This is a genomic window from Rhizobium ruizarguesonis (assembly GCF_017357285.1).
In the GTDB taxonomy this organism is placed as follows: domain Bacteria; phylum Pseudomonadota; class Alphaproteobacteria; order Rhizobiales; family Rhizobiaceae; genus Rhizobium; species Rhizobium ruizarguesonis.
This window is the reverse complement of sequence record NZ_CP071678.1, coordinates 3,784,059-3,805,762: the sequence shown is the minus strand read 5'-3', so window position 1 is coordinate 3,805,762 and position 21,704 is coordinate 3,784,059. Positions and strand designations below refer to the sequence as shown.

23 protein-coding genes are annotated in these 21,704 nt (G+C 56.3%); 9 read left to right on the top strand and 14 right to left on the bottom strand.

Going from position 1 to position 21,704, the window contains the following annotated elements:
* Positions 1-169 precede the first annotated feature (169 nt).
* The 12 genes from J3P73_RS18825 to J3P73_RS18770 form a co-directional block, all read right to left on the bottom strand.
* The gene (locus tag J3P73_RS18825) at positions 170-1,150 is read right to left on the bottom strand and encodes a glycosyltransferase family A protein (protein ID WP_130686744.1); all 981 of its coding nucleotides are present in this window, start codon (positions 1,148-1,150) and stop codon (positions 170-172) included.
* Positions 1,147-2,031: a glycosyltransferase family 2 protein gene (locus J3P73_RS18820; RefSeq protein ID WP_130692443.1), complete on the bottom strand. Its 885-nt coding sequence runs from the start codon at positions 2,029-2,031 to the stop codon at positions 1,147-1,149. The genes J3P73_RS18825 and J3P73_RS18820 overlap by 4 nt, the downstream gene beginning before the upstream one ends.
* A complete protein-coding gene (locus J3P73_RS18815; RefSeq protein ID WP_130692441.1) occupies positions 2,028-3,002 on the bottom strand; it encodes a glycosyltransferase family 2 protein in 975 nt (324 codons plus the stop codon). Before J3P73_RS18815 ends, J3P73_RS18820 begins: the two co-directional genes overlap by 4 nt.
* A gap of 91 nt (positions 3,003-3,093) precedes the next feature.
* A complete protein-coding gene (locus J3P73_RS18810) occupies positions 3,094-4,062 on the bottom strand; it encodes a glycosyltransferase (protein WP_130692439.1) in 969 nt (322 codons plus the stop codon).
* Between the two features lie 171 nt (positions 4,063-4,233).
* Complete coding sequence (locus J3P73_RS18805; RefSeq protein ID WP_018481607.1) at positions 4,234-5,178, bottom strand: glycosyltransferase family 2 protein; 945 nt, start codon at positions 5,176-5,178, stop codon at positions 4,234-4,236.
* 83 nt (positions 5,179-5,261) lie between these two features.
* Positions 5,262-6,083 carry a hypothetical protein gene (locus J3P73_RS18800; protein ID WP_024319428.1) on the bottom strand — a complete coding sequence of 274 codons (822 nt, stop codon included), beginning with the start codon at positions 6,081-6,083 and terminating at the stop codon, positions 5,262-5,264.
* A 12-nt stretch (positions 6,084-6,095) separates the two neighbouring features.
* The gene (locus J3P73_RS18795; RefSeq protein WP_018073805.1) at positions 6,096-7,127 is read right to left on the bottom strand and encodes a polysaccharide pyruvyl transferase family protein; all 1,032 of its coding nucleotides are present in this window, start codon (positions 7,125-7,127) and stop codon (positions 6,096-6,098) included.
* Positions 7,128-7,157: 30 nt separating this feature from the next.
* The gene (locus J3P73_RS18790) at positions 7,158-8,660 is read right to left on the bottom strand and encodes a lipopolysaccharide biosynthesis protein (protein ID WP_018481604.1); all 1,503 of its coding nucleotides are present in this window, start codon (positions 8,658-8,660) and stop codon (positions 7,158-7,160) included.
* A gap of 150 nt (positions 8,661-8,810) precedes the next feature.
* Positions 8,811-9,713 carry an exopolysaccharide glucosyl ketal-pyruvate-transferase gene (gene pssM, locus J3P73_RS18785; RefSeq protein WP_207579680.1) on the bottom strand — a complete coding sequence of 301 codons (903 nt, stop codon included), beginning with the start codon at positions 9,711-9,713 and terminating at the stop codon, positions 8,811-8,813.
* Complete coding sequence (locus tag J3P73_RS18780) at positions 9,710-10,216, bottom strand: acyltransferase (protein ID WP_018481602.1); 507 nt, start codon at positions 10,214-10,216, stop codon at positions 9,710-9,712. The genes pssM and J3P73_RS18780 overlap by 4 nt, the downstream gene beginning before the upstream one ends.
* The gene (locus J3P73_RS18775; RefSeq protein WP_018073809.1) at positions 10,216-11,367 is read right to left on the bottom strand and encodes a glycosyltransferase; all 1,152 of its coding nucleotides are present in this window, start codon (positions 11,365-11,367) and stop codon (positions 10,216-10,218) included. The genes J3P73_RS18780 and J3P73_RS18775 overlap by 1 nt, the downstream gene beginning before the upstream one ends.
* Before the next feature lie 31 nt (positions 11,368-11,398).
* Positions 11,399-12,472: an endo-1,4-beta-xylanase gene (locus J3P73_RS18770; RefSeq protein ID WP_207579679.1), complete on the bottom strand. Its 1,074-nt coding sequence runs from the start codon at positions 12,470-12,472 to the stop codon at positions 11,399-11,401.
* A 139-nt stretch (positions 12,473-12,611) separates the two neighbouring features.
* Between J3P73_RS18770 and J3P73_RS18765 the strand changes: the two genes are divergently transcribed.
* Entirely contained in the window at positions 12,612-13,052 is a 441-nt protein-coding gene (locus tag J3P73_RS18765; RefSeq protein ID WP_018073811.1) for a hypothetical protein, read from the top strand.
* A gap of 179 nt (positions 13,053-13,231) precedes the next feature.
* Here the strand turns inward: J3P73_RS18765 and J3P73_RS18760 are convergent, their stop codons facing one another.
* Complete coding sequence (locus J3P73_RS18760) at positions 13,232-14,122, bottom strand: DUF6030 family protein (protein ID WP_130664964.1); 891 nt, start codon at positions 14,120-14,122, stop codon at positions 13,232-13,234.
* A 636-nt stretch (positions 14,123-14,758) separates the two neighbouring features.
* On the opposite strand from J3P73_RS18760, the gene J3P73_RS18755 reads away from it, so the two are divergent.
* The 7 genes from J3P73_RS18755 (at position 14,759) to J3P73_RS18725 (ending at position 20,432) form a co-directional block, all read left to right on the top strand.
* Positions 14,759-15,448, top strand: a complete 690-nt coding sequence (locus J3P73_RS18755) for a class I SAM-dependent methyltransferase (protein ID WP_018073813.1) — start codon at positions 14,759-14,761, stop codon at positions 15,446-15,448.
* 175 nt (positions 15,449-15,623) lie between these two features.
* A complete protein-coding gene (locus tag J3P73_RS18750) occupies positions 15,624-16,049 on the top strand; it encodes a helix-turn-helix domain-containing protein (protein ID WP_018073814.1) in 426 nt (141 codons plus the stop codon).
* Between the two features lie 9 nt (positions 16,050-16,058).
* Positions 16,059-17,906: a peptide antibiotic resistance protein gene (locus J3P73_RS18745; RefSeq protein ID WP_018073815.1), complete on the top strand. Its 1,848-nt coding sequence runs from the start codon at positions 16,059-16,061 to the stop codon at positions 17,904-17,906.
* Positions 17,907-17,927: 21 nt separating this feature from the next.
* The gene (locus tag J3P73_RS18740; protein ID WP_018073816.1) at positions 17,928-18,140 is read left to right on the top strand and encodes a hypothetical protein; all 213 of its coding nucleotides are present in this window, start codon (positions 17,928-17,930) and stop codon (positions 18,138-18,140) included.
* Positions 18,141-18,182: 42 nt separating this feature from the next.
* On the top strand, positions 18,183-19,376 hold the full coding sequence (locus J3P73_RS18735) for a YcaO-like family protein (RefSeq protein ID WP_018073817.1): 1,194 nt from the start codon (positions 18,183-18,185) through the stop codon (positions 19,374-19,376).
* Complete coding sequence (locus J3P73_RS18730; RefSeq protein ID WP_130662053.1) at positions 19,373-20,080, top strand: TfuA-like protein; 708 nt, start codon at positions 19,373-19,375, stop codon at positions 20,078-20,080. Before J3P73_RS18735 ends, J3P73_RS18730 begins: the two co-directional genes overlap by 4 nt.
* Positions 20,081-20,183: 103 nt before the next feature.
* Complete coding sequence (locus J3P73_RS18725; protein ID WP_024319436.1) at positions 20,184-20,432, top strand: hypothetical protein; 249 nt, start codon at positions 20,184-20,186, stop codon at positions 20,430-20,432.
* A gap of 371 nt (positions 20,433-20,803) precedes the next feature.
* Here the strand turns inward: J3P73_RS18725 and J3P73_RS18720 are convergent, their stop codons facing one another.
* Positions 20,804-21,010 (bottom strand): hypothetical protein, encoded by a 207-nt coding sequence (locus J3P73_RS18720; protein ID WP_004676311.1) that lies wholly within the window; start codon positions 21,008-21,010, stop codon positions 20,804-20,806.
* Positions 21,011-21,293: 283 nt separating this feature from the next.
* Here J3P73_RS18720 and J3P73_RS18715 point away from each other — a divergent pair, with 283 nt between their 5' ends.
* Positions 21,294-21,680: a hypothetical protein gene (locus J3P73_RS18715; protein ID WP_130692437.1), complete on the top strand. Its 387-nt coding sequence runs from the start codon at positions 21,294-21,296 to the stop codon at positions 21,678-21,680.
* Positions 21,681-21,704: the final 24 nt, after the last annotated feature.

Below are 21,704 nucleotides of genomic sequence, written 5' to 3'. Positions count from 1 at the left end.
CCGTTCTGTTCAAACTGCGGCTGTGCCGCGATAATTCAATAGAAGTGTACCATTTTTGGTTTGGTTGGTCGAAGCTTTGAAATTCATGGACGGCCGGTTAACCGTAGGATGTTTTCGTCTTGAACAAAAGAAGGACCGAAACTCATTCGAGGCGCTCCCGCAAGCAATATCAGTGGGCGGCATTGGGTTTGTATTCCTGGTAGGCGTGTCCGAGAATCCCGTTGACCATGCCAGCACCGCGCAGGACGTGGGTGAGAGCTCGCATGCCCCAATAGGGTGAAATCAAAATCGCCGGCAGCATGGCCAGTCCCAGTATGACCCTCGTCGCTCCATAAACCGCGCGATAGGCTCGGCGCTTGAGGTTGCCATGCAGGACCTCACTGACTGCGAAGGTATTTCCGAGCCGGTATTGTCTTTGCAGCACCCATTTCCAGGTCATCCGGTTCGCGGGAACGATATCATAGACAAGGGCCTTATCAGCCCAGAAAACCTGCATGCCGCGACGGATGGCCTGATTGAAGAAGAGATAATCCGTGCCTCCGGTGAAGCGCATCTTCTCTTCAAAACGCAGATTCCATGAGCGGATCAGGGGATAGTCGAACATGACGTTGTTCGAGGCCGCATAACCGATACGCTGACCGTCCTTGTTCTTTTTGCGCTCGAAGACTCTCGCCTTGATGAAATATTCCGGCGGGTTTTCCGGATAGACCGGCTGGACGGGACCGTAGACGCAATCGGCGCGGTTTTTCTCCCGTGTCTCCAGCATCGCGTCCAGCCAGCCGTCGACCGGCCATTCGTCATCGTCGAGAAAGCAGAAAAGGTCGGTGCCGGGAGGCGCTGAATCCATCGCGCGGTTGCGCGCAAAGGGTATGCCCTGGTTTGACTCGATAACGTAGATCAGGTTGTAGGCGCCTGTCTGGTCAAAGCCCTCCACCGTGGCCTTTGCGCTGCCGGCTGCATCATTGTCCACGATCACCATGGTGAGATGATAGGGACGATCCGGATGTCGGATCTGGCGGGTCATCACGTCAAGCAGCTTGGCGATCCCGTCGAGGCGTCGATAGGTCAGCACGCCGACGGCGATATTCAGCGGTGCGGCGCCTGCTTCTGTGCCGACGGATGAATGCGGAAAAGTCTGTTGCTGATTCATGACTGTCCTCTCCGCAGCATATTTCCCAAACGCTTGCGCGCCGCCATCAAGGCCACTTCGGTCGCGGCAGCGTCGCCGAACGGACCGCCGGCCACCGTGTTGCGAGCTTCGCCCCGGAGCTTCAGAAGCGATGTCGTTTCGGCAATTCCGCCGGCCACGAGGCTCTTGCCGAGTGCCTGCAGCCCGTCATAGCGGCGTGCCAGTTCGAGCCCAGTCGCGATCATGATCCGCGGGCGCAGTGTCTTTGCCCTGCTTGTGCCAGTGTAGCGGTTCGACTCATGAATGCGCTGAAACGTCAGCGGTGTTTCGACGATGGCGCCGCGGCCGAGAAAGGCAGCGGCAAACTTGATATAATTGTCGCTGAGGACGACGTCTGTAGCGACGGACATCGGCAGTATCTGGGACAGTAGATTGCGGCGGAAGCTCAAGCCCGATGTCGGAACCGGAAGCGAGGGAAAGCCGCCCCTGCGAAGCGTGTCCCGCTTGTCGAACAGTGTCACTTGCAGCACTGTAGGAGGCTGGTCGCTTTCCTCGGTCGTCACCCGGTCGAAGCACCAGTCGATCTCGTTGTGATCGTAGATCTCGGCGATACGAGCAAGTTTGCCGGGCAGAAACGCATCATCGGCATCGAGGAGAAAGAGGATATCGCCGCTTGCGGCCGCAAAACCCGCATTGAAGCTCGATGCCTGGCCACCATTTTCCTTCAATACGGTCAGGATCCGCTCGCCATAGGAAGCAAGAATCTCTTGGGAATCATCGGTGGAGCCATCGTCGACCACGATCACTTCGAAGTCGGGATAGACCTGCGACAGAACACTGTCGATGCATGGGCGCAAATACTGGCCGTAATTGAAATTGTTGATAAGCACCGATAATTTCAATGCACGACCTCCTGCGCTAGTCGACCAGAATGATTTACTGCCGGTGCGTATCGGCGAAGTCCGGCGCGGTAGCCACGCATGTAATAGTACTTCCAGATGGCCCAGAACCGCTTCTTTGATCGCGGCAACGGATAAAGGAGGGCTGCCCGAACCGCCCAGTTGGCGCTCTCGATCCAGGTTCTTAAGGGGATTCCCCCGATCCTTATACCTTTTGGAATGTCCTCGGCGAAGAGCGCTGGCATTCCATAGCCAAGACGTTCCCCACGCTTCTGTACCCAAGCCTCTGTCACGCTAGAGGCTGGAATCCAATGATGAACAATGGCCTCAGCGCACCGATAGGTTTTCACGCCGCTTCGGGATAGGCGGCTGACAATTTCCGTATCCTCTCCCATTGCGAAAAGACCTCCTGGAAGCGGCCCGATATCTTCGCGGAATCGAACATTGCTGCCAAGCAATTCGCGACGCACGGTCGTGTTCGGACCCCAAATTTTTGTCGGGTCGCATGGGCCACTGGATTCCTGGTCGGCTATGGCGAAGGTCGACCCCATGGGAATCCAGTCCAACAGCGGATCCCCATGGGGATAATGCTCCCAATTTGGAAGAATTCGGCCGCCGATAACGCCGAAATCCGGGTTCCCCTCCGCGCATGCAGCGATCGAACTCAACCAGTTCGCATCTGCCTCGACGTCGTCGTCCGTAAAAACGATCAGCGCTCCTCGAGCTATCGCCAGAGCTGCGTTCATAGCTCCTGATTTGCCTGGGCGGGTATGATTAACAACAACAATTGGAAGCTTCTTTGCATATTGATCGAGAAGTTCCTGTGTTTCGTCTTTACTGTTGTTGTTGACGCCAATCAGTTCCCATTGTTCGACTGGAAGGTTTTGCCCCAACATCGAATCCAGCATCTGTTGAAGCCGTCTGCTGGCGCCGTTGAAGGACGAAAAGATGACACTAATTCTCGGATCCGTCATCAAACCCACTCGCCTCCTGACGTGCGAAAATCCTGCCCGCTGCCTCCGCAGCTGGAGCACTTCCTGTCGATGCCGCGGTTTAGTACTTTCGTCATTTGGCGCCGACCTGAGAGTAGATCGTTTTATTCATCGTAGATCGCTGCTTGAGAAATTGGCGCAGGATCCCCTGTCTCACCGACTGCGCCCAGAGCAATTTGAAGCGAACGCCGCTTAGCGGAAATCTCTTGACGACGACGCTGGCCGGCACCATCAGAAGCCATCTCAAGGCGCTAGCGATGGGCAGACCGCCAATTTTCGTTTTTCTGTCGAAGAGGTCCGGCCGAACGATAACCAAGCCCATGCCATAACGCTCGCCGCGCCGCAAAACCCAGCCTTCGTTCACATAGCCCTTCCTGACAATGTGCCGAACCCCGGGATGCCGCGAGTGAAAAGCCTTGGCTCCATTCTTCTCCAACCTGAGAGCGAAAGCAGTATCCTCACCCATGGGGAACTGAGCGACAGTGGCATCGGGGCCGAGGCCGTCGTGAACGATATAGCCGGATCCTAAAATGGAACGACGGAAGGCCGAATTCGGCCCCGATATCAATGCCGCTGAAATCGCCCCCTCGGGTAGACCGCCATTTAGCGCATAAAGAATCCCCAGATGCCCGTAATTGATGAGCCACGGTGCAGGCCTTTCCTCCCATTCGGGCGTGATTAAGCCGCCGAATATGGCAAACTGTGGCTGCTCATCTGCCAAGGTGAGAAACTGCTCGATCCAATCCGGCGCGGGAATGACGTCGTCATCGGTTAAAATGACGAGTTCGCCCTCCAGATGGCGGAAGCCCAAAGTCAATGCGTACTGCTTACCTTGTTTTGGCTCAAAATAAACTTCCAGCGGAAGCCGCTCCTTATAGGAATTCAAGACTGCTGCAGTGTCGTCGCTGCTGTTGTTGTCGACCGCAACAATTTTCCATTCTTCCTTCGGTAGGGTTGAAGCGCACAGTGCGTCAAGCATCGTTGGCAGAGTCTTCTCGCCGTTATAAGTTGAGAACAGTATTGTAACCTTGACTTTGCTCATGTGATGCTCCGGACCTCATTTCGGTCGGGTCGCTTCCCTGTGCGATTCGGGTCACGCCTTTACCGATGTCTTGGGCCTGCGATAGAACGCTGTCGATGCGTGGGCGCAAATACTGCCATAAATTTTTGATGAGCACCGAGAGTTTCAAATTACTGCCTCCTATGCAATCGATTACTGCGTCATCGTCTGAGAAACGTATCGGCGAATTCCGGCGCGATAGCCACGCATGTAATAATATTTCCAGATCGCCCAGAAACGTTTCTTCGATCGCGGCAGGAGATAAAGCATTGCTGCCCGGAAGGCCCATTGTGCGCTTTCGATCCAGGTCGGAAGCGGAACTCCGCTTAACCTCACCCCTCCAGGCACCTCGTCGGGAAAGAGCGCCGGCATGCCGTAGCCAAGCCGCTCGCCTCTTTTCTGTACCCAATCCTCGGTGACACTTGATGCCGGAATCCAATGATGGACCACGGCCTCGGCGCATCGATAGGACTTGGCGCCATTGGCCGCCAGGCGAATGATGATTTCCGCATCTTCACCCATGGCAAAAATCTTTCCGGGAAGAGGACCGATATCTTCGCGGTAGCGCACGCTTGTTCCGAGCAACTCTCGCCGGACGATCGTATTCGGGCCCCAGACTTTCGTCGGGTCACACGGTCCGCTTTGGGTGTCATCGACTATCGCAAAGGTGGATCCCATCGGAATCCATTCGATAAACCTGTCTTTTGGTTCTTTCTCCCATTCGGGGACGATTCTGCCGCCGAAGACGCCATAACTCGGATGGGCTGCGGCGCAGTCGACGATCGCTTTCAGCCAGTTCGGCTCGGCACGAACATCGTCGTCCGTAAAGACGATGAGATCCCCCTTCACCCGATCCAAGGCCATATTCAGCGCGCCGGACTTTCCCGGCTTGCGCTGCTGCAGGATGGTGATGGGAAGCTTGTCGCTATAGGTTTCCAAAAGATCAAACGTGCCGTCATTGCTATTGTTGTCGACGGCTATCAGTTCCCACCGATCATGGGGAAGCTCCTGGTGCACCAAGGAATCCAAAGTATGGCGCAGCCGGCGGCTGGCGCCATTGTAAGATGAAAAGAGCACGCTGACGAAGAGATCCGACATCAGTTATCAACCCTCTTGGTGAAGTCGAAAGAGAAAAGCTTCATATTTTGACTGCCTGTGCGATGTTCGAATGGGATCGGCGCTTACGCGGGGGTCGACCGCGTCTTACCGAAAAACTCGCGCCTGTGACCCTCGCCGAGTATCCTCAGCTTACGAAGATTGCGTAACCATCGCCGGGGTTTGGTGAGCACGCCGCGGTTGAGGAAATACTGTCGCAGCAGGCTCGGCGCCTGACTATGCGATCCGCCGTGGGCGACCCGATAGACCGCCCCGCGAAAGGGAAGCTTCGTGAGCGGCGCTCCCCGTTGCGCAAGAATATCCGCTATGCGGACATGGCTGCCCAGCATCGACTTGATCCAGTCGAGCGAAGCATCCTCAAAGCGGGTCGGCAGTTCGTAGAGATCGGCACGAATGATCAACGAGGTACCGCAGAGATGGCTGAAGTCGTCGTGGCCAAACAGGAAACTGCCGCCATCGTCCCAGATATAACCACGGTCGATCGTCCACCCGTTGGCGTCCCGATTGTCGGATACGTGTTGAACGATCCGAGAGCTTACGAAATCGTCGTCATCGACAATCATGAAGAAACGACTTTCCGTGGCATTCAGCATGCCGCTCAGAACGCGACGCCCTTTGTCTGCCCGGAAGGCATCAAGGAAGTCTTCTTTGCTGCCCTTTCCAAGCTCATGCAGGTCGTTCGGCGGAAAGGTGACACGCACGGCGGAGAATTTTTCCGGCAGGTCAGGCAGATCGGCGCCTTCGTTTGCCACGATGATGCCGCGCCAGTCTCCGTTGGTCTGGTTGGAAATGGAGGCCACGGTCTGGGTCAGGTTTGCCTTCAGCCTGCTCCAATCGCGGGCATTCTCCTGATGTCGGACCGGGATAATGAAGGTGACAAGTGTCATCGAATGACCCCCTTAAGCCCGCAAGCTCACAGCTTCTTTTTCATCGACACGCCCCTTGGCTGCCTGACCACGCGCCCACTCTATTCCGTCCTCGAGCGAGGTTGCCTTGTATGAAAGGTCGGTTCCGCCGGAGAAAGCGTTCATGAAGCGGCGGATCTTTCCATAGCTGTTGTCCAGCACGGCATGCGGGCGGCCGAGCAGCAGCGAGCAGATATGGACGTGCAGGCGATCGGTCACGATTGCGCGGGCACGCGAAATCTGACTGATGCCGCGCTCGAAACGGTTGTGTGCCGCAGCGTCCAGTCTGCGCAAGGCAACTTCGCTCGGCTTCAATGCGAGATAGGCCGAAGCTACCCCTAACTTCTTGGCGATATCGACCTTCCGTTTCGACTCGGTAATCCAGTCTTCCACAGGAATATCGGAAGGAATTTTGCGATCGGTACCGCCAACCCGTTCCGCATCCTCCCGCAACATGGCGAGGACGGGAATCTGTGTCGCCCTTTCCGCAAGCGGGCCGATGGCAAAAGCCATATCGGGGCATAGTCGTACGGTGCAGTCGAAGTGCTTTTCGGAAAACTCCTTCGATTCTTCGTCGCGCACGAGCAGCACGAAATTCTTGTGGCGCCCGATTGCCCGTTTGGATTGCTCGATGCGCTCAGGCGAACTGTAGTGGATCGACTGCGGGAACTGGATGATCTGCCGATCCGGGAAACGCTCCATGATCGCTTCGCGGAAATCCTGGTGGGCAACCCAGATATCGCCGAAATTGCCGCCGCCGTGAATGAAGATCGGGCCGGTCGGTACGCGCCGTTTCAGATCGTCGGCGGAGAAGTCGTACAATCTGGAAACATAGTCCGGGCGCTTGCCGAAGCGATCCTTGAGATAGGCCATCTCACCCAGCCAGATTGCCGAGTCGCCGCAATTGCGGATGTCGGGAAAGTCGAGAATCGCAAGCGGTTCGTCGCGCGAGACATAGTCCTTCAGGCAATCATGGATCATGCCATTGAGTTTTGCGATCAGCTCCGATCTGGATTGGCTGGTCATTCTGCCTCTCTTCTTGATGTTCGTTTCACTTCAAGCCGACTTGGGTACGGCAATACGTTTGGCTTTTGTCAGGAACTTGACAACGATACGCTGAACTTCAGTTTCCGGGCCGTTTGGCTTCTTCATCGCGAGCCAAAGGACAAAGCTGGAACCGACATAGAGGATGCCGCCGGTGACGACGAGGATGGCCAGGTGAAGGGCCAGCGCCAACTTGTCGGTGGGAGTGTTCAGGACATGCGACAATCCCCAGACGCCGGCAGCCATCACGGCGACACTGGCAAGCGCGCGGAAGTTTGCCGCGAGCTGCTGGAAGAATGGCAGATTGATCAAGCGCTTGACGAGAAGCATGTTGACTACGGTGGAAATCAGGCCCGTCAACACGCGTGCATAAACGACGCCCGGAAGCCCGGCCATCATGAGACCAGCGATGATGATGGGCACGCGGACCACCAGCATCTGCGTGTCGCGGATGAACAGCATCTTGGTATGGCCCTTTGCCATGCCCAGCGGTTGGACGAGCGAACCGAGGGTCTGCAGAGCGAAGACCGATGCGAGCGCCTGTACGATGAAGATGGCGGGAACCCACTTTTCTCCCAAGGCAAGCCGCATCATCGGATCAGCTACCACTGCCATGCCGATTCCGGCCGGAAGCGCCACCGCCGCCAGAAGCGCCTGTGCACGCTGATAGGCTGCGACAAGCCGGACCGGGTCGTTGCGGACCTTCGAAAAGCCCGGGTAAATCGTCTGGTTCAACGGCGCCGTCGCCTCGCGCGTCGGCAGAGTCGAAAGAGTGTTGCCGACGGTATAATGGCCAAGCTGCGTGGCGCCCAGCATCTTGCCGATTAACAGATATTCGACCCGCCAGTTCAGCGTGTTGACGATCTGTCCGGCCGTCAGCCAGAGCGAGAACGAAAACAATTCCCGTGCATGCCGGAAGGTTATGCGCGGCCAGAACGGCAGGACGGTATAGGAAACGATGATATTCGTGACCTGATAGGCGAGGGTGCCGACAACGAGCGCCCAATAACTCTGGTAGATGGCAGCAATTGCCACCGTCACGACGAAGCCGACCAGCTTTTGCGAGACGTTGAGTACGAACTCCTGCCAGAAGATCAGATCACGCTGGAGCATGACGCGGCGTGGATTGGCGAGACCACTCAGGAGCAGGCTGAAACTCAAAGCAAGCATGACGCTCGTCAGCCGGGGCTCGTTGTAAAACTCGGCGATCGGATAGGCACTGGCCGCAAACAGCAGCGCCAAAACAGCGCTTCGCGTCACGCTCAACGTCCACACCGCACTGAAGTGAACTTCGCTGGGAGATTCGTGGCGGATAAGCGCCTGATTCAGCGAGAGTTCGGTGACGGAGCTCAAAATGACCTGGATCGTCGTTGCTATAGCAACGAGACCAAAGTCGGCCGGCACGAGATACCAGGCCAGGACAAAGGTGCTAAGCGCGGAAAGCCCGTTGACGATGGCGCGGGACAGACTCAGCCATATGCTGCCCTGGATCAGTCGGTCGGTAACACTGCTCATAGATGAATGGCTCCGCACGACCAGGACATCGACCATTTAAGTGGGCTGAATACCCGCCCAAAGTGCTTCTCCCCTTTGTCAGGGCAGAGTGGGTTGATGGAGTTAGAAAGGATCATGCCTATTGCCTCGTCACGAACTCGGTTTGCGACATCACAGGACGCTTGCCGTTTTCTTGGAAAAATCTTGCTTCAGTCGGTTTAGCTCAAGCAGCATTCTGTCGTGCGCCTCTACAATAGACTCATCTGTGCTGAGCTGGCCCGGCTTCTCCGCTACCCGCTGCAACGTCTTGACCGTCGATCCAAAGACATAGTTGCCGGTGAGCTGTCGGATGCGGCGGTGGCGGAACGTTATGTTCTTCAAAAGGTAGGTGTTTTTGCGTACCAGCGACGCGCCTGCTTCGACGATATTTGACGGGCCAATCGCGTCGAAGTCGATCTCGAGATCAAGCGCACTTGCCCAATCGTACCACTTGGCTCGATTCCCCGGCGCGATCGGTCGGATAGCCCGCCAGGGAACGCGCAGCGCGTCTGAGATAATGCAGCCATGCATCGCCTCGGAGACCACTTTATGCGATGCGCTGATTTCGGTCAGAACCTTTTCCACAGACCAGCGGGGATCGATATAGTGAATCCCTGCGAGCTCGCAGGCCTTATCCCAACTGCCGTACATGGCGCTTTCGTAATGCGGCATGAAAGAGACCGGGTAGCGCTTCTCGATGCTTTTTGCATCCCAGCAGCTGCGCGTGAGGATACCCGAATCGCCGATGGCGTAGCTCGGATCGATGCCGAGGACTTCGGCAGTCTTCTTTCCGCGCACGAAATAGAATGTCCAGTTGCGATCGACTTTCGGCGGGTTGGTGTAGCCGCCGTAGCCCGAGCCGAAGACAATCTTCTGCATATTCGGGTCGAAATTGTCGTAGAGAATCGAACCGATGCCGAGAAAAAGTTGGCTTTCGTCGTCGTCGAAGAAGCCGGGCAGCAAGCGCTCCCAAAGCCAATGGTTCAGTTCGTCGCCAAAATTCTCGTGTTTCCCCCGGTAGGCAAACATCTTCATCGTGCTTCTCCAGTCGGCAAGTGCGTCACGATCTGCGAGACCATCTCATCTTCGCGTGCCATGCGTCCGTAACGCGAAATGATCTTGATGTCGCTGCGGATTATCTTTGCCGGATTGCCAGCGACGAGCGAGCGTGGCGGCACGCTCTTGGTCACCACCGAGCCCGAGCCGATGACGCATTCGTCGCCGATCTCGACGCCGGGCAGAATGATGCTGCGGGCGCCGATGAAGCAGCGCTTGCCGATCCTCGTGTGAAGGTAGAGCCCGCGTGTGAGGTCGTGGGTCAGAATCGCAGCCTCAAAGGCAACGTAAGTTTCCGCGCCGATATGCAATCCCCTCGGGTTGGTCTTGTCGAAACGCACGCTCAAGGAAAAGCTCGCCGTCGGATCGATGTCCATTCCCCAGAATTTCGTATAGTAGAGCCACTTGGCCTTCACAAATCCGTTCCGCAGCGGCCGAAATACGTTCAGTCCCCACTTCGGCTTTTTTCCTGTCTGCACCATCAAGTCCGACCCCGGCTGGAAAATTCGTCTAGCACGGAACTGTAATAGTCCTCGAGCGTCCCCGTCTGACGACGTAAGTCGAAGCGTTCGGCCACCAGAAGCGGTGCCCGCGCGCTAAAGGCTGTCCACAGAGCCTGGTCGTTGAGCAGTCTTCCGACCGCCTCCGCCATTCCCGCGACATCCCGCTCCTCCACGAGATAACCAGTTTTCCCCTCTTCGATCGCTTCGCCGACGCCTCCCGAGCGAAATGCGACGACCGGAGTACCGACGGCTTCCGCCTCGAGATTTGCGAGGCCGAAAGCTTCGGCGTGACCATTGTCGAGGGTCACGCTTCCGTGGAGATAAAGCTCCGCACTGGCGAGCAGATCTCTTATCTCAGTCTGCGACAGATTTTCATGGATCGTGACGCTTGGCAAGGAACGACGCGCCAGTGCTTCGATTTCCTCCTTCAAGGGACCCTGGCCGACCATGACGAATTCGACCGGGGTGCCGGCGGCAGCCACACGCGAAAGCGCATCGATCATGAAACGATGGCCCTTATAGTCGACGAAGCGGGCAATTGAAACCACGAGCCCTTTTTTTCGGGGACGGGGTTCCATTTTGAAGAGATCGAGATCGATGCCGATATGATGGCGATAGACGCGTTCGGCTGGAAAGCCGAGGGCCAGCAGCCGGTCGCGGATGAAATCGGAAACGGCGATGTTCCAGCTGTTCCAGCCGGCCATCTCGCTCCGGCCCTTGGCGAAGAAACGCACCTGATTGAAGCCGCCCGGCTTTTTCGGGTCGCCGCGATAGGTGGCATCGAAGCCGTGGAACGTCGTGACGAGCGGCTTGCCGGCGGCCCGGGCCAGCGGGCCAATGACATACCCGTTCTTGCCGAAATGGGCGTGAACGAGATCGGCTTTGCCGATCGCAGGAAAGAGGAAGGGAAGGCCGATCTGCGGGATTTTCAGCAGCAGTTCACCGGCCCGCGCAATGGGAGACCGACGGATGTCATGAACCGGAACAGTGGATTTTTTTGTATGCGCCGAAGAAATTCGCGAGCCGGCAAGAATTTCAGCTTCGAAAGTACGAAACGCTACCGCCTGGTTGAGAACAAATGCCTGGCTGGCAGGCAAAAATTTTTCCACATAAATAACGGCTTTTTTCATGAATCTGTTCGCGTCTCCGTTGTCTTATGCATCACATCGCCTCTATTGCCCGCCGGACACCGTCGATCGCACTTCTTGGCGCATTATTTTCGTCGTAAAGATTAACGCGCTTCGTGCAAGCCGCGACGGGATCGGCCGCTTTCTCATCGCGCTCGCCGTATTTTTCCGACATGCCCCATACTGTCACGCCTTTCAAGTCGCCATGTTCGGCCGCCACGGTGATCACGTCACTGAAAATATCGGCGTAGGATGTCGGCGTGAAGGCTTTGTCGCGGTTCAGGAAGTGGCAGGACGCATCCAGTTCGGTGATGAAAACGCCGACACCCATGTCCTTCAGCGCCGCGCAGAAGCGCCCCATTCCTTCCGGATCGATCCGGTCGAGACCGGGGCGGAAATGCGCTTGCAGCCCCACCGCGTTGATCGGCGTTTTTTTTGCCACGAGATCCTCGACGATTTTCAAGATGCGCGCGCGCTTTTGTTCGAACACGTCGGATTTCTTCTCCAGATGCGTTTCGTTGAGCACCAGCGTTGCGCCGGGATTGGCCTGGTGCGCCATGTCGAAACTCATACGAATATAATCGTCGCCAAGAAGGCGTCGGAAAACACAATCCCGCAGATCCGGTGCATCATACTCCAACGGTTCGTTCACCACATCCCAAGCATCGATCGAGTTCTTATAGCGAGTGACAACCTGTTTTATATGACGGTTCATGGCCGCCTGAATGGTCTTTGCGTCCGTGATATCAGACACCCAGCCCGGGACGCGATACCAGATCAGCGTATGACCATAAACCCTCATGTTGTTTTTGCGTGCAAATGCAACCATGCGGTCGGCACTGCCGAAGCTGAAAACACCCGGTCTCTTTTCCGTCGCATTCCACTTCAGCTCGTTTCGCGGCGTTATCGAATTGACGTTGTCGATGTAGATCTCGGAAGCGATTGGATCGTTGATGTTTTGCAGGTCGATTGCCGATCCGAATCGGAACGATTTCTTGTCGGCAAGGGCGCGCAACCCTGCAGCGGCAGGCATCTGTGCCAGGGCCTGGCCCGTACGGACATACAACAGGGCGAGCGGAACCGAGGCGAGGAAACGTCTTCTATTCATTCTATCTCTCACTGTTAGCTTTTTTCATGTCCGCGGTGGAATTTGAAAGGCCGGACTCGTCGGCACCGATCCATCACAAGATTCGCGTTCAATTTAACAGAGTAATACAACCTCAAATATACTTTCCCCGCAGGGGATATTGTTAGTGTCTGCTAGACTTTTCAGCATATTCCAAGATATAAACCGCTCGGGGAGGGCGCTCGTGATGGAAGATTGGTCCAGCTATCTGATGAGCTATTTTCACATGGCATTTCAAAATGCCGTTTTTTTTATGGCGACCGTTCGAAACGGTCTGTCTCTCCTCGATGACTGGCAGTTCGCAGTCTTTGTTCTCGGCATCATCGGCATCATTTTCCTCCCGTTCGCAGCGCTGGTCAGAATGTCGTGGCGGTTGCGCCGATCGGAGATCGTCATTCGCTCGCTGAACGAAGACCTTGCGCAAGTCACGCAGGACCTCAATGTCGAGCGTGTCTGGCGCCTGGCAGGTGGGGACAGCACCGAACGGCCGAGTGCGGACAGTTTGAAAGAGCTCTACAAGATTCTGGCCAGACATCATGACGATGTAAGTCACATGGCGTGATAAGCCAGTGCCTGGGGTGAAGCCAGAAATCGAGAACATGTTCGCCTTTCTCCAGGTCGCGAAGATGCTCTATTCTCTTTGTTTTCGCGCAAGTCCTGTGAAACCGTTGCGCAGTTTTGCTGATGCGAGGATTGAAAGAGTTAAAGCGTCCTTTGTGCGTCTGAAAGGAGCACGGGGCTCTAGTGCTGGTGTTCCTGACTTTCTGCCGGGGCCTCGGCATCGGGAGGCCTGGAGACTGCTTCCGGTTGTGGGCTGTCGGTCTCGATCGCGGGATCCGGCAATGGCAGCCATATTCTGCCGGAAAAATAATTTCTCGTTCTTTTCTGAGCTCCTGAAGTCGCATCCAGCGAGAGTGTGAAATTGTAATTCCCGGGATTGAGCACCTCGCGAGTGAAGCTGATGCTGGCTCCGAATCCGTCTTCCTTGATGTCCCTCAGATTCTTGATCGCGTTCAGGGTCTCGTGAAAATCGAGCCACTGCGGTTGCTGCAGCATGATTTCGAAAATTCGCAGAATGCCGGGATCGAGCTGGCCATTTCGATCAGTCTCGGGATTGATGATTTTCACGCGCATATTGTTGATCGTGCCGGCGGCGTTGCCGCGAACGATGACGAAGATGGACTTTGGGAGCTGATCCTTTTCCCGCTTGCCGCTCTGCTCGAAAAAGCACTCGAACGTATCGGCGTTGAAGCTCGCCGCTGCCCAATCGCTGGTTTCGATGCCGGCATCGCGCAGTGCCGCACACATCGCGGCGCCGGATATCCGCCATGTCCGTAGAAAAGTCGACGCGGCCTGTACCATCGGTGGTTCGATGGCATGCAATGGGAGCGTAAAGCTGGCTGGGGGCGTCGGGCGGGGAAGGGCTTTGGGTGGAGGCGGCCTCACCTCATGGGGAAAGAGATCGAAGCCAAAATAATGGCTGACTGTCTTTAAGTGTTTCATGTCGTTGGAAAGCAGCACCGTTCCCATGACCAGTGACAAGGAAATCGTCAGCAGCAACCAGAAGACCACGGGAATCCGCGGTTTTCCCACCGGCTGTTTCGCATATGCGGACGACGAAGTATCGGGCAAGCTTGTCTTCTCCGGCGTGCGAGAAGGGTTTCGATCGGGCGGTCTAGAGCATTTCCGTTTTTCTCCAAGCCACGGAACTCTCTATCTTTTTGTTTTTGCGCAACTCCGGACGCAAACCGCTGCGCACTTTTGCTGGAATTGCTCTAGATCCAGCATATACATTCAGCCGTTAAATATCTTTGGCTTCGTGTCGGCAATTGGGCACCTTTTTGCCTCGTCGTTATCAAGGGCGCGCTGCAGATTTCGGCGTAGGAGCTTCAACCCTATGTCGATTGGGAATCTCCAATATAGCTAGGGACAATCGCGGTGGCAGATGGCGAATGATCTCACCATTCAGTCTATGAATCGATCACCGTTATCTCGGTTTCCGCGTGATTTCGACAGATTATTGTTGTTGTTATTATGATATGGATAGAATTTTCTAGATTATTTTCGAGCATACATAAATTTGTTATCTACATGTATTCGTTTATATTGCAATAACGGTCTATTTTCGCGCAGAAGTTTTATTATTTATTATAAAATCATAGTTTATATTTTTGAATTCCTTGAAATTGAGCGGGTTTTGACGGTTTTTATCAAATTTTCGACGTATTCTTCGATAGGGTTTGCCGCGCAATCGCCGAGGGGAGGGATATGTCCGTCGAGCTAAACGCAGCCACCTATGTTCACGCCAAACCAACAACCGCGCACTCCTATATCTTGCCTGCCGTGCTCGACGTGCTGGAGAGCCATTTCGATGGTTCTGCAGAAAACGACGTCTTTGATTTGGGATGTGGTACCGGCGGGGCAGCAGCGGCTCTTGCGGGAAAGGGATATTATGTCGTCGGCGTCGATCCTTCCAGTGATGGCATCACCAAGGCCAATGTCAATTATCCCGATTTGCCGCTGAACGTCGGCTCGGCCTACGACGACCTTTCAAGGGAATATGGCACCTTCAATGCCGTCATCAGCCTGGAGGTCGTCGAGCATGTCTACGATCCGAAGGCCTTCACTGCGACGATGTACGATCTCGTCAAGCCGGGCGGCATCGCCGTGATGTCGACGCCCTATCACGGTTATCTGAAGAACCTTGCCCTGGCTGCGATGGGGAAAATGGACGACCACTTCATGCCATTGAAGGAACATGGGCATATTAAGTTCTGGTCGAAAAACACGCTGAGTACGCTGCTGCTGGATACCGGCTTCGACAATGTTCGTTTTGAATATGTTGGAAGGATTCCCGTTTTCGCCAAGTCGATGATCGCCGTTGCCCAGAAGCCTCTAAGAGACGGTGTCGGAGCGGCATTGATTTCGGACGGCATTCGTCCGCTGCGACGTGCGTGATAGAGCGCGGGGTGCATCCGCGCCAAATGGCGATGGCTGCGATAATCCGCAGGTTGTTTTTTACTGTGTGCATTGCTGAAAAAAACCCTTACGAAATATTTACTTTTAGTTGCATTCTTGCTTAAACTCTCCATTATACAGCTGGGCGTGCTGATAACGCGGGAGACTTATTCACATGAAGGCTAAATCGCCGAATTCGATCGACGTCTATGTTGGCAACCGCGTAAGAGTTCGGCGGAAGACGCTCGGGATGACCCAGAACGGCTTGGCCGAACTTCTGGGCATTACCTTCCAGCAGATCCAGAAATACGAAAAAGGAACGAATAGAATAGGCGCCAGCCGCCTTCAGCGCATATCCGAGATTCTTCGCGTGCCCGTCGGCTTTTTCTTCGAGAACGGCGGCTCCGGGCCGATCGACGGCCAGACCAATGAATTGAACAGCTTTTTGTCCTCGAAGGAGGGGCTGGCGCTCAACAAGGCATTCATCGCCATCGAGGACCCGAATATCAGGCAAAAGCTGGTAGCGTTGGCCAAAAGCCTGGCAGCCGCGGGGTTGCCTGACAGCGACAGTGAGTTGCACGATTCGGTTATGAACAGCTGAGGACGGATTGTGCTCCATCTGCAGACATTCGGCGATCTGCGGTTGATTGAGACGAATGGCGATCCGGTTCGCTATCCGATCAAGGGCCTGTTGATGATGGCCCATCTCTATGTCGGCGCAGGCCATGAACTCAGCCGTTATGAATTGGCTCAGTTTCTATGGAATGACGTCGAAGCTGATCTGGCGCGACTCAATCTGCGCAAACTGCTTTCCCGCATCCGCGAGACAGACGGCGGACGCGCGGAAATGCCCTTCGATTTCACCGCCACCACGGTTCGTCTCAACACGCAGGCAGTTTCCAGCGATCTGGATATCTTTCGCACCGGCGGTTCGCCGCTGGAGCGGCTGAACGCGATCGCCGAACTGACCCAGCGCGGGTTCATCGGAAATATCAAACCGGCGACAAAGTTGATAGAAGCGTGGATCAGGGCGCAACGGGACGCTCAGGCGCTGCAGTTGCGGCAGGCACTGCTGGATGCGCTGCCGGACGCGCAAAAGCCCGGCGCGGCGCGCACCATTTCCAGCGCCGCCCTGCAGATCCTCGAACGGGATCCGAATGACGAGCAGGTCAGAGCCTTGCTGCACCGGCTATCTGGCGGTTCGTCCCTCAATGAGAGATTGCCAAACGGCGACGACCATGCCCGGGTACAGGTGAAGCGGTCAGAGGCCGGTGGTGAGACAGCTGCCGACATCGAACGTATATCGCCGATGCCGCTGATCTTGCCTCGGCTGGTGCTGCTTCCTCCGACATCGAAACATGCCGATGCCGGACTTGCGCTTGCCAACGCCCTGATCGAAGACGTCACGATCGAACTCTGCGCGCTCAGAAACATTTCCATCGTCGCGCCGCATACGGCTGGCCAGATCCGCCGCGATTCCGAGAAGGCTGCCGTGGTCGCCCGTCACTCGATCGCTTATCTTCTGGATACGAGGCTCTCCGAAGAGGGATTATTCGCCCAGCTGGTTTATTTTCCCACGGACGAGATTATCTGGGCCAATCGCTTTGCGATGACGCCCGCTATATTGCCGCGCCAGAGACGGCTGATCGCGCAGCAACTGACCATGTCGGTGGCCCGCGAGCTGGCTGAAAACGAGGAAGAGCGCTTACGCTTCGAAGCCAATCCCGAGGCCTATCACGCCTATCTGGTCGGCTCGAGCCTGATGAGCAAATTGACATTGCCGCATATCCGCCGGGCACGGAAGGCATTCAAGCAGTCGTTGTCGCATAAGGCGGATTTTTCTCCGTCATTTACCGGGTTGGCGAGGACCTTCACCAGCGAGTGGCTCGTGACAGCGCAGGGAAACAACGAGCTGCTGCATCTGGCGGAGCAGAATGCGCTTCGGGCCATCGAGCGGGATCCAGAATCGGCGGCGGGTCATCGCGAGCTTGGCGTCACCAAACTCTATCTCGGCGATGTCGATGCCAGTGTCGCCGCACTTCATCTGGCGGAAGAACTCAGCCCGCATTTTGCCGATGTCATCTACAGCCATGCCGACACGCTGGTGCATGCATCCCGCCCGGGCGATGCGCTCGCCAAGATCAAAAAGGCGATTTCGCTCAACCCCATCGCGCCTGACGCCTATCTCTGGTGTGCTGCGGGAGCGAGCTTCTTCCTGGAGCAATACGAGGAGGCCATCGCCTATGTCGAGGCGATGAAAGACAAAGCGCCGGCCCATCGCATCGCCGCGGCCAGTTGCGCAATGATCGGCGATCGAAAACGGGCGCTTTTCCATCGGCAACGAGCCGAAAGCATCAACCCGGTCTTCGACGTCGAGAAATGGCTCGCCATCGTCCCCTTCAAGGAGCATTGGCAAAAAGAGCTGTATCGGGAGGGCCTGTTGAAGGCCGGTTTTTAACAATAACTTAGGGGCATTTACATGGCGAAAGCTGTCATTATAGGTATACCCGGTGAGGCGGGTCTTTGGCTTGCCGATCTCGGCGCGGGTACGGTCAAGCCTCTCAATCCGACGGGGGATCTGGCGACCGCGAACGACCTGCGCAAAGCCGGCGGCACATTTGTGAAGGGCGTCGACCTTGCCGTTGCCGTTTCGTCGGCGCAGGTTGCCCTCTCCGGTCACGTCGACGGCTGAGCCGGCATTCTGACGGATCGGTCCATATATTCCGACAGGATCATGTCGCCGCGGGAAACCCTTTCCCGCGTCGAACCTTTTTTGGCCGGGTTCGGCATTACCAGGGTTGCGCGACATACCGGACTGGACGACATCGGAATCCCCGTCTGGTGCGCATACGCTCCGAATTCCCGCTCGATCGTGATTGCTCAGGGAAAGGGCCTGACCGATCTCGATGCCAAAGTATCCACCGTCATGGAAGCCCTCGAACGAGCGGTTGCCGGCGAACCCTCCGTCGATCTCGTCCGCGGCACCTCTTTCCGTCTGCAGGCGATGGGACGCAAGACCGACACGCTGAACTGCCTGACCGCTCTTCATAAACCCGATCTTGGACCGGAGGAGGAGACGGAATGGGTTGCCGGCGTCAATATCCTCACCGGCGACGAGGTCTATGTCCCCTTTGAAGCGGTGGTGCTCGACCGCACACGTGACGCGCGATACTGGATGTCTTCAGACGGCCTGGCGTCGGGCAACGATGCCGAGGAGGCGATCTTTCATGGCGTCCTGGAGCGTATCGAGCGTGACGCCCATGTGCTGTGGCAGGTGGGCGCGGAAGCAGATCGTTATGCCGCCTGCGTCGATCCCCGCGGCTTCCAGGACGTTGCTTTGGACGGGCTGATCGTCAAGATCGAAACATCAGGATTGGCGCTCAGGCTCTTCGATATCACCAGCGACATCGCAATCCCCTGTTTCACCGCCATGCTGGGGCCGGGAGATCTCGTGCCTGGCTCCCGGGATCTTCACGGAGACAGGGACATTCGCCTCGTCGAGGTGACCGGCGGCACCGGCGCTCACCCGTCTCCCGTGCGCGCGGCCATTCGGGCGGTGACGGAAGCCGTGCAATCGCGGTTGACCTATATCAGCGGAGCCCGGGACGATATCTCTCCCGCAACTTTCTCACGATGCTTGCCGCCGCTGATGCGGCAGGCCTTCGCTGCGGTTGCTGCACCGCCGGCTGCCGCCATCGGCCTTGATGGGATGGCCGGACATGAGCAGCAGGATCTGGCCCGCTTGCTGCAGCATGTGCTTGACCGGCTACGCAACAGGCGGATCGCTTCGGTGATCGCCGTGCGCCTCAGCGACGACACGCTTCCCTTCAGTGTCGTCAAGGTTGTCATTCCCGAGCTCGAAAATCCGGAGGGGGAGCGTGCCCAGCGGTTCGGAACGAGGGCGCTTGCCAGGGCAATAGGGTTTTGAAGATCATTTTCGCAGGTCCCAGTCTTCCCGATGCGGCGTCGCTTGCCGGCGAGGGGATATGCGTCCTGCCGCCTGCGACGCAGGGCGATGTCTTCGCGGCGGTGGAACAGGGCGCCAATGTCATCGGCCTGATCGACGGCGGCTTCGAATATGCCGCACCGGTCTGGCACAAGGAAATTCTCCATGCTCTGTCGCTGGGCGTCGCGGTTCTCGGGGCGGCAAGCATGGGCGCGTTGCGCGCTGCCGAATGCCATCCGTTCGGTATGATCGGGATCGGCCGCATTTTCGAAGACTATCGCATCGGCCGGCTGGTCGACGATGCCGCCGTCGCACTCACGCACGCCCCCAGCGCGCTGGGCAGCAAAGCGCTGACGGTACCGCTCGTCAATGTCAGCGCAACGCTCGATGTGATGGAGGATCGCGGACTGCTGGAAAGTCGGTTGCGCCAACAGCTGGAAGATGCCGCAGGCGCGATATTCTTCAAGAAGCGAACGTGGCGGGCGGTCGTCGAGCAATGTGCAGGGCTGCCCGAGCCGGATCGTCCGCGACTGCTGGCGGCACTTCTGTCGAATGCAGTCGACCAGAAACGTATCGATGCCTTGGAATTGCTGAAAGCCGTGCAGGACGTTCGCGATATTCGGTCGAATGCCGATCTGCCCTGGAAACCGCACGAAACTTCGTTCCAGACGCGACCTGCATTGTGAACCGAAGTCGGCAATTGTCACCGGGAGTTGTGTCACGCTTTTTTCACGGGGTGGATCACGTCCAGGCGCGTATCATTCCTTCAATTCATTGGAGAAATGGGGCATGGGCGTGACATCGGTTGTCAAGGTAGAAACAGACCAAGGGGCGGAAGACGGTCTGGAAGAGCTCGTCGCATTGGCGCGGATGATCGCCTATGCGCGACAGGTCGCCCAGGATGTCAAACTGCCGTTCGCGACGAATTGCCTCGACCTTGCGCTCGAGGCCGTGAAGCAGGAGGTCGGGGAGGGCTTGACCAGGGAATTGGCTGAATTGAGCTCCCCGGTACCGCAAGTGAGCGTGAGAAGCCATTAGACCGGCGTGCGTCCGATCGGACGCACTGGAACGCTCTACCACTTCAAATCCATGCATAACCCCGAAAATCAGCATCGATTTTCGGGGTTATGCATGTGTTGGTGTCCAGTGAGCGGTCAATCGAAATCCATTCTGTGAGCTGGCGCGAATTGTAGATTGGGAGAAGCCCGGCTCGTTCTGGGCCGGGCGCATGCGCTGTTGAGTGTGGTTGGGCGTTTTATTCAGAAGCTGTTCGACGTCATGGCTCGGATGGTTTCGGCGCAAGCGGTAAACGATTCCGTTGACGTTGCCTCCGGGCAGGGAAGCGGCGGCGATTTTGGGTCTCACACATCCTGCGGACGATCGGCCGATTGACGGCCGATCCATTGACCTCAATGGGTCAAATTGCGCTTCTGGGCCAGCAGTAAAATGTAATCGTCGGCAATGTCTGCGATCGCCATTGCGACTTCCGCCGGATCGCATCCCTCGACCTTCGTATTTGCAATGAACTGATAGACCGCCTTTTCGATCTGCTTCCGGCAGATCATCACGCGCTCATCGTAACCAAATTCCGGAATCTGCGATGCCATATCACTCATCGGTCGGCTCCCTCGCTACTTACAGTGACCATGACACAAATTATAAGTTGAGCAAGCAAATGCTTTATGAAGGGTTAATTCGCGGGCGCGGTGCGACCATTTCGACACAGGTCGGGGCATGCCGGGGGCCTCCGATGTAATGAATCAGGACTGTCCAACTTCGCCCAAGCATATCGGTTGTTTCGTTTCGGGCGGCTCGCCAAGAGGATAGGCATTTCTTACGCCGCGGGTTTTGCGCCGGTATTTCCATTGGCCAGTACAGCCTCATATGCCGGCGTTTGAAATGACAGACCGAATGCCGTTGGCTGAATTGGCCGGTCCAGTTCGTATCGAACTATGTAATATCTTTATGTATCAGGGTGTTAATGTTTCGTGCAGCGGTGTTGAATTGCATCGGCAACTCTTCCACGCGCGGCCAGCCCAGGACCACCGAGCCATCGGCCGTAACAACATCACCAGTGTGCCGGCAGGTTGTCGGATCGTTGAGAACCGGGGGAGGGAAATAACTTTCGGGAGATTTCCAGCCCTCGCGCGAAAATTAAACGCCGATGCTTGTGAAACGAAGGAACTAATTAAAGCGGTAGCGATAATTGAGTATAACAAAAAAAATTTATCAAAAGGTAAAAATTATGATTTTCAGATAATGGTTGTATTTAAATATCAATTTTAAGACGATTAAAATTATATCAAGAAA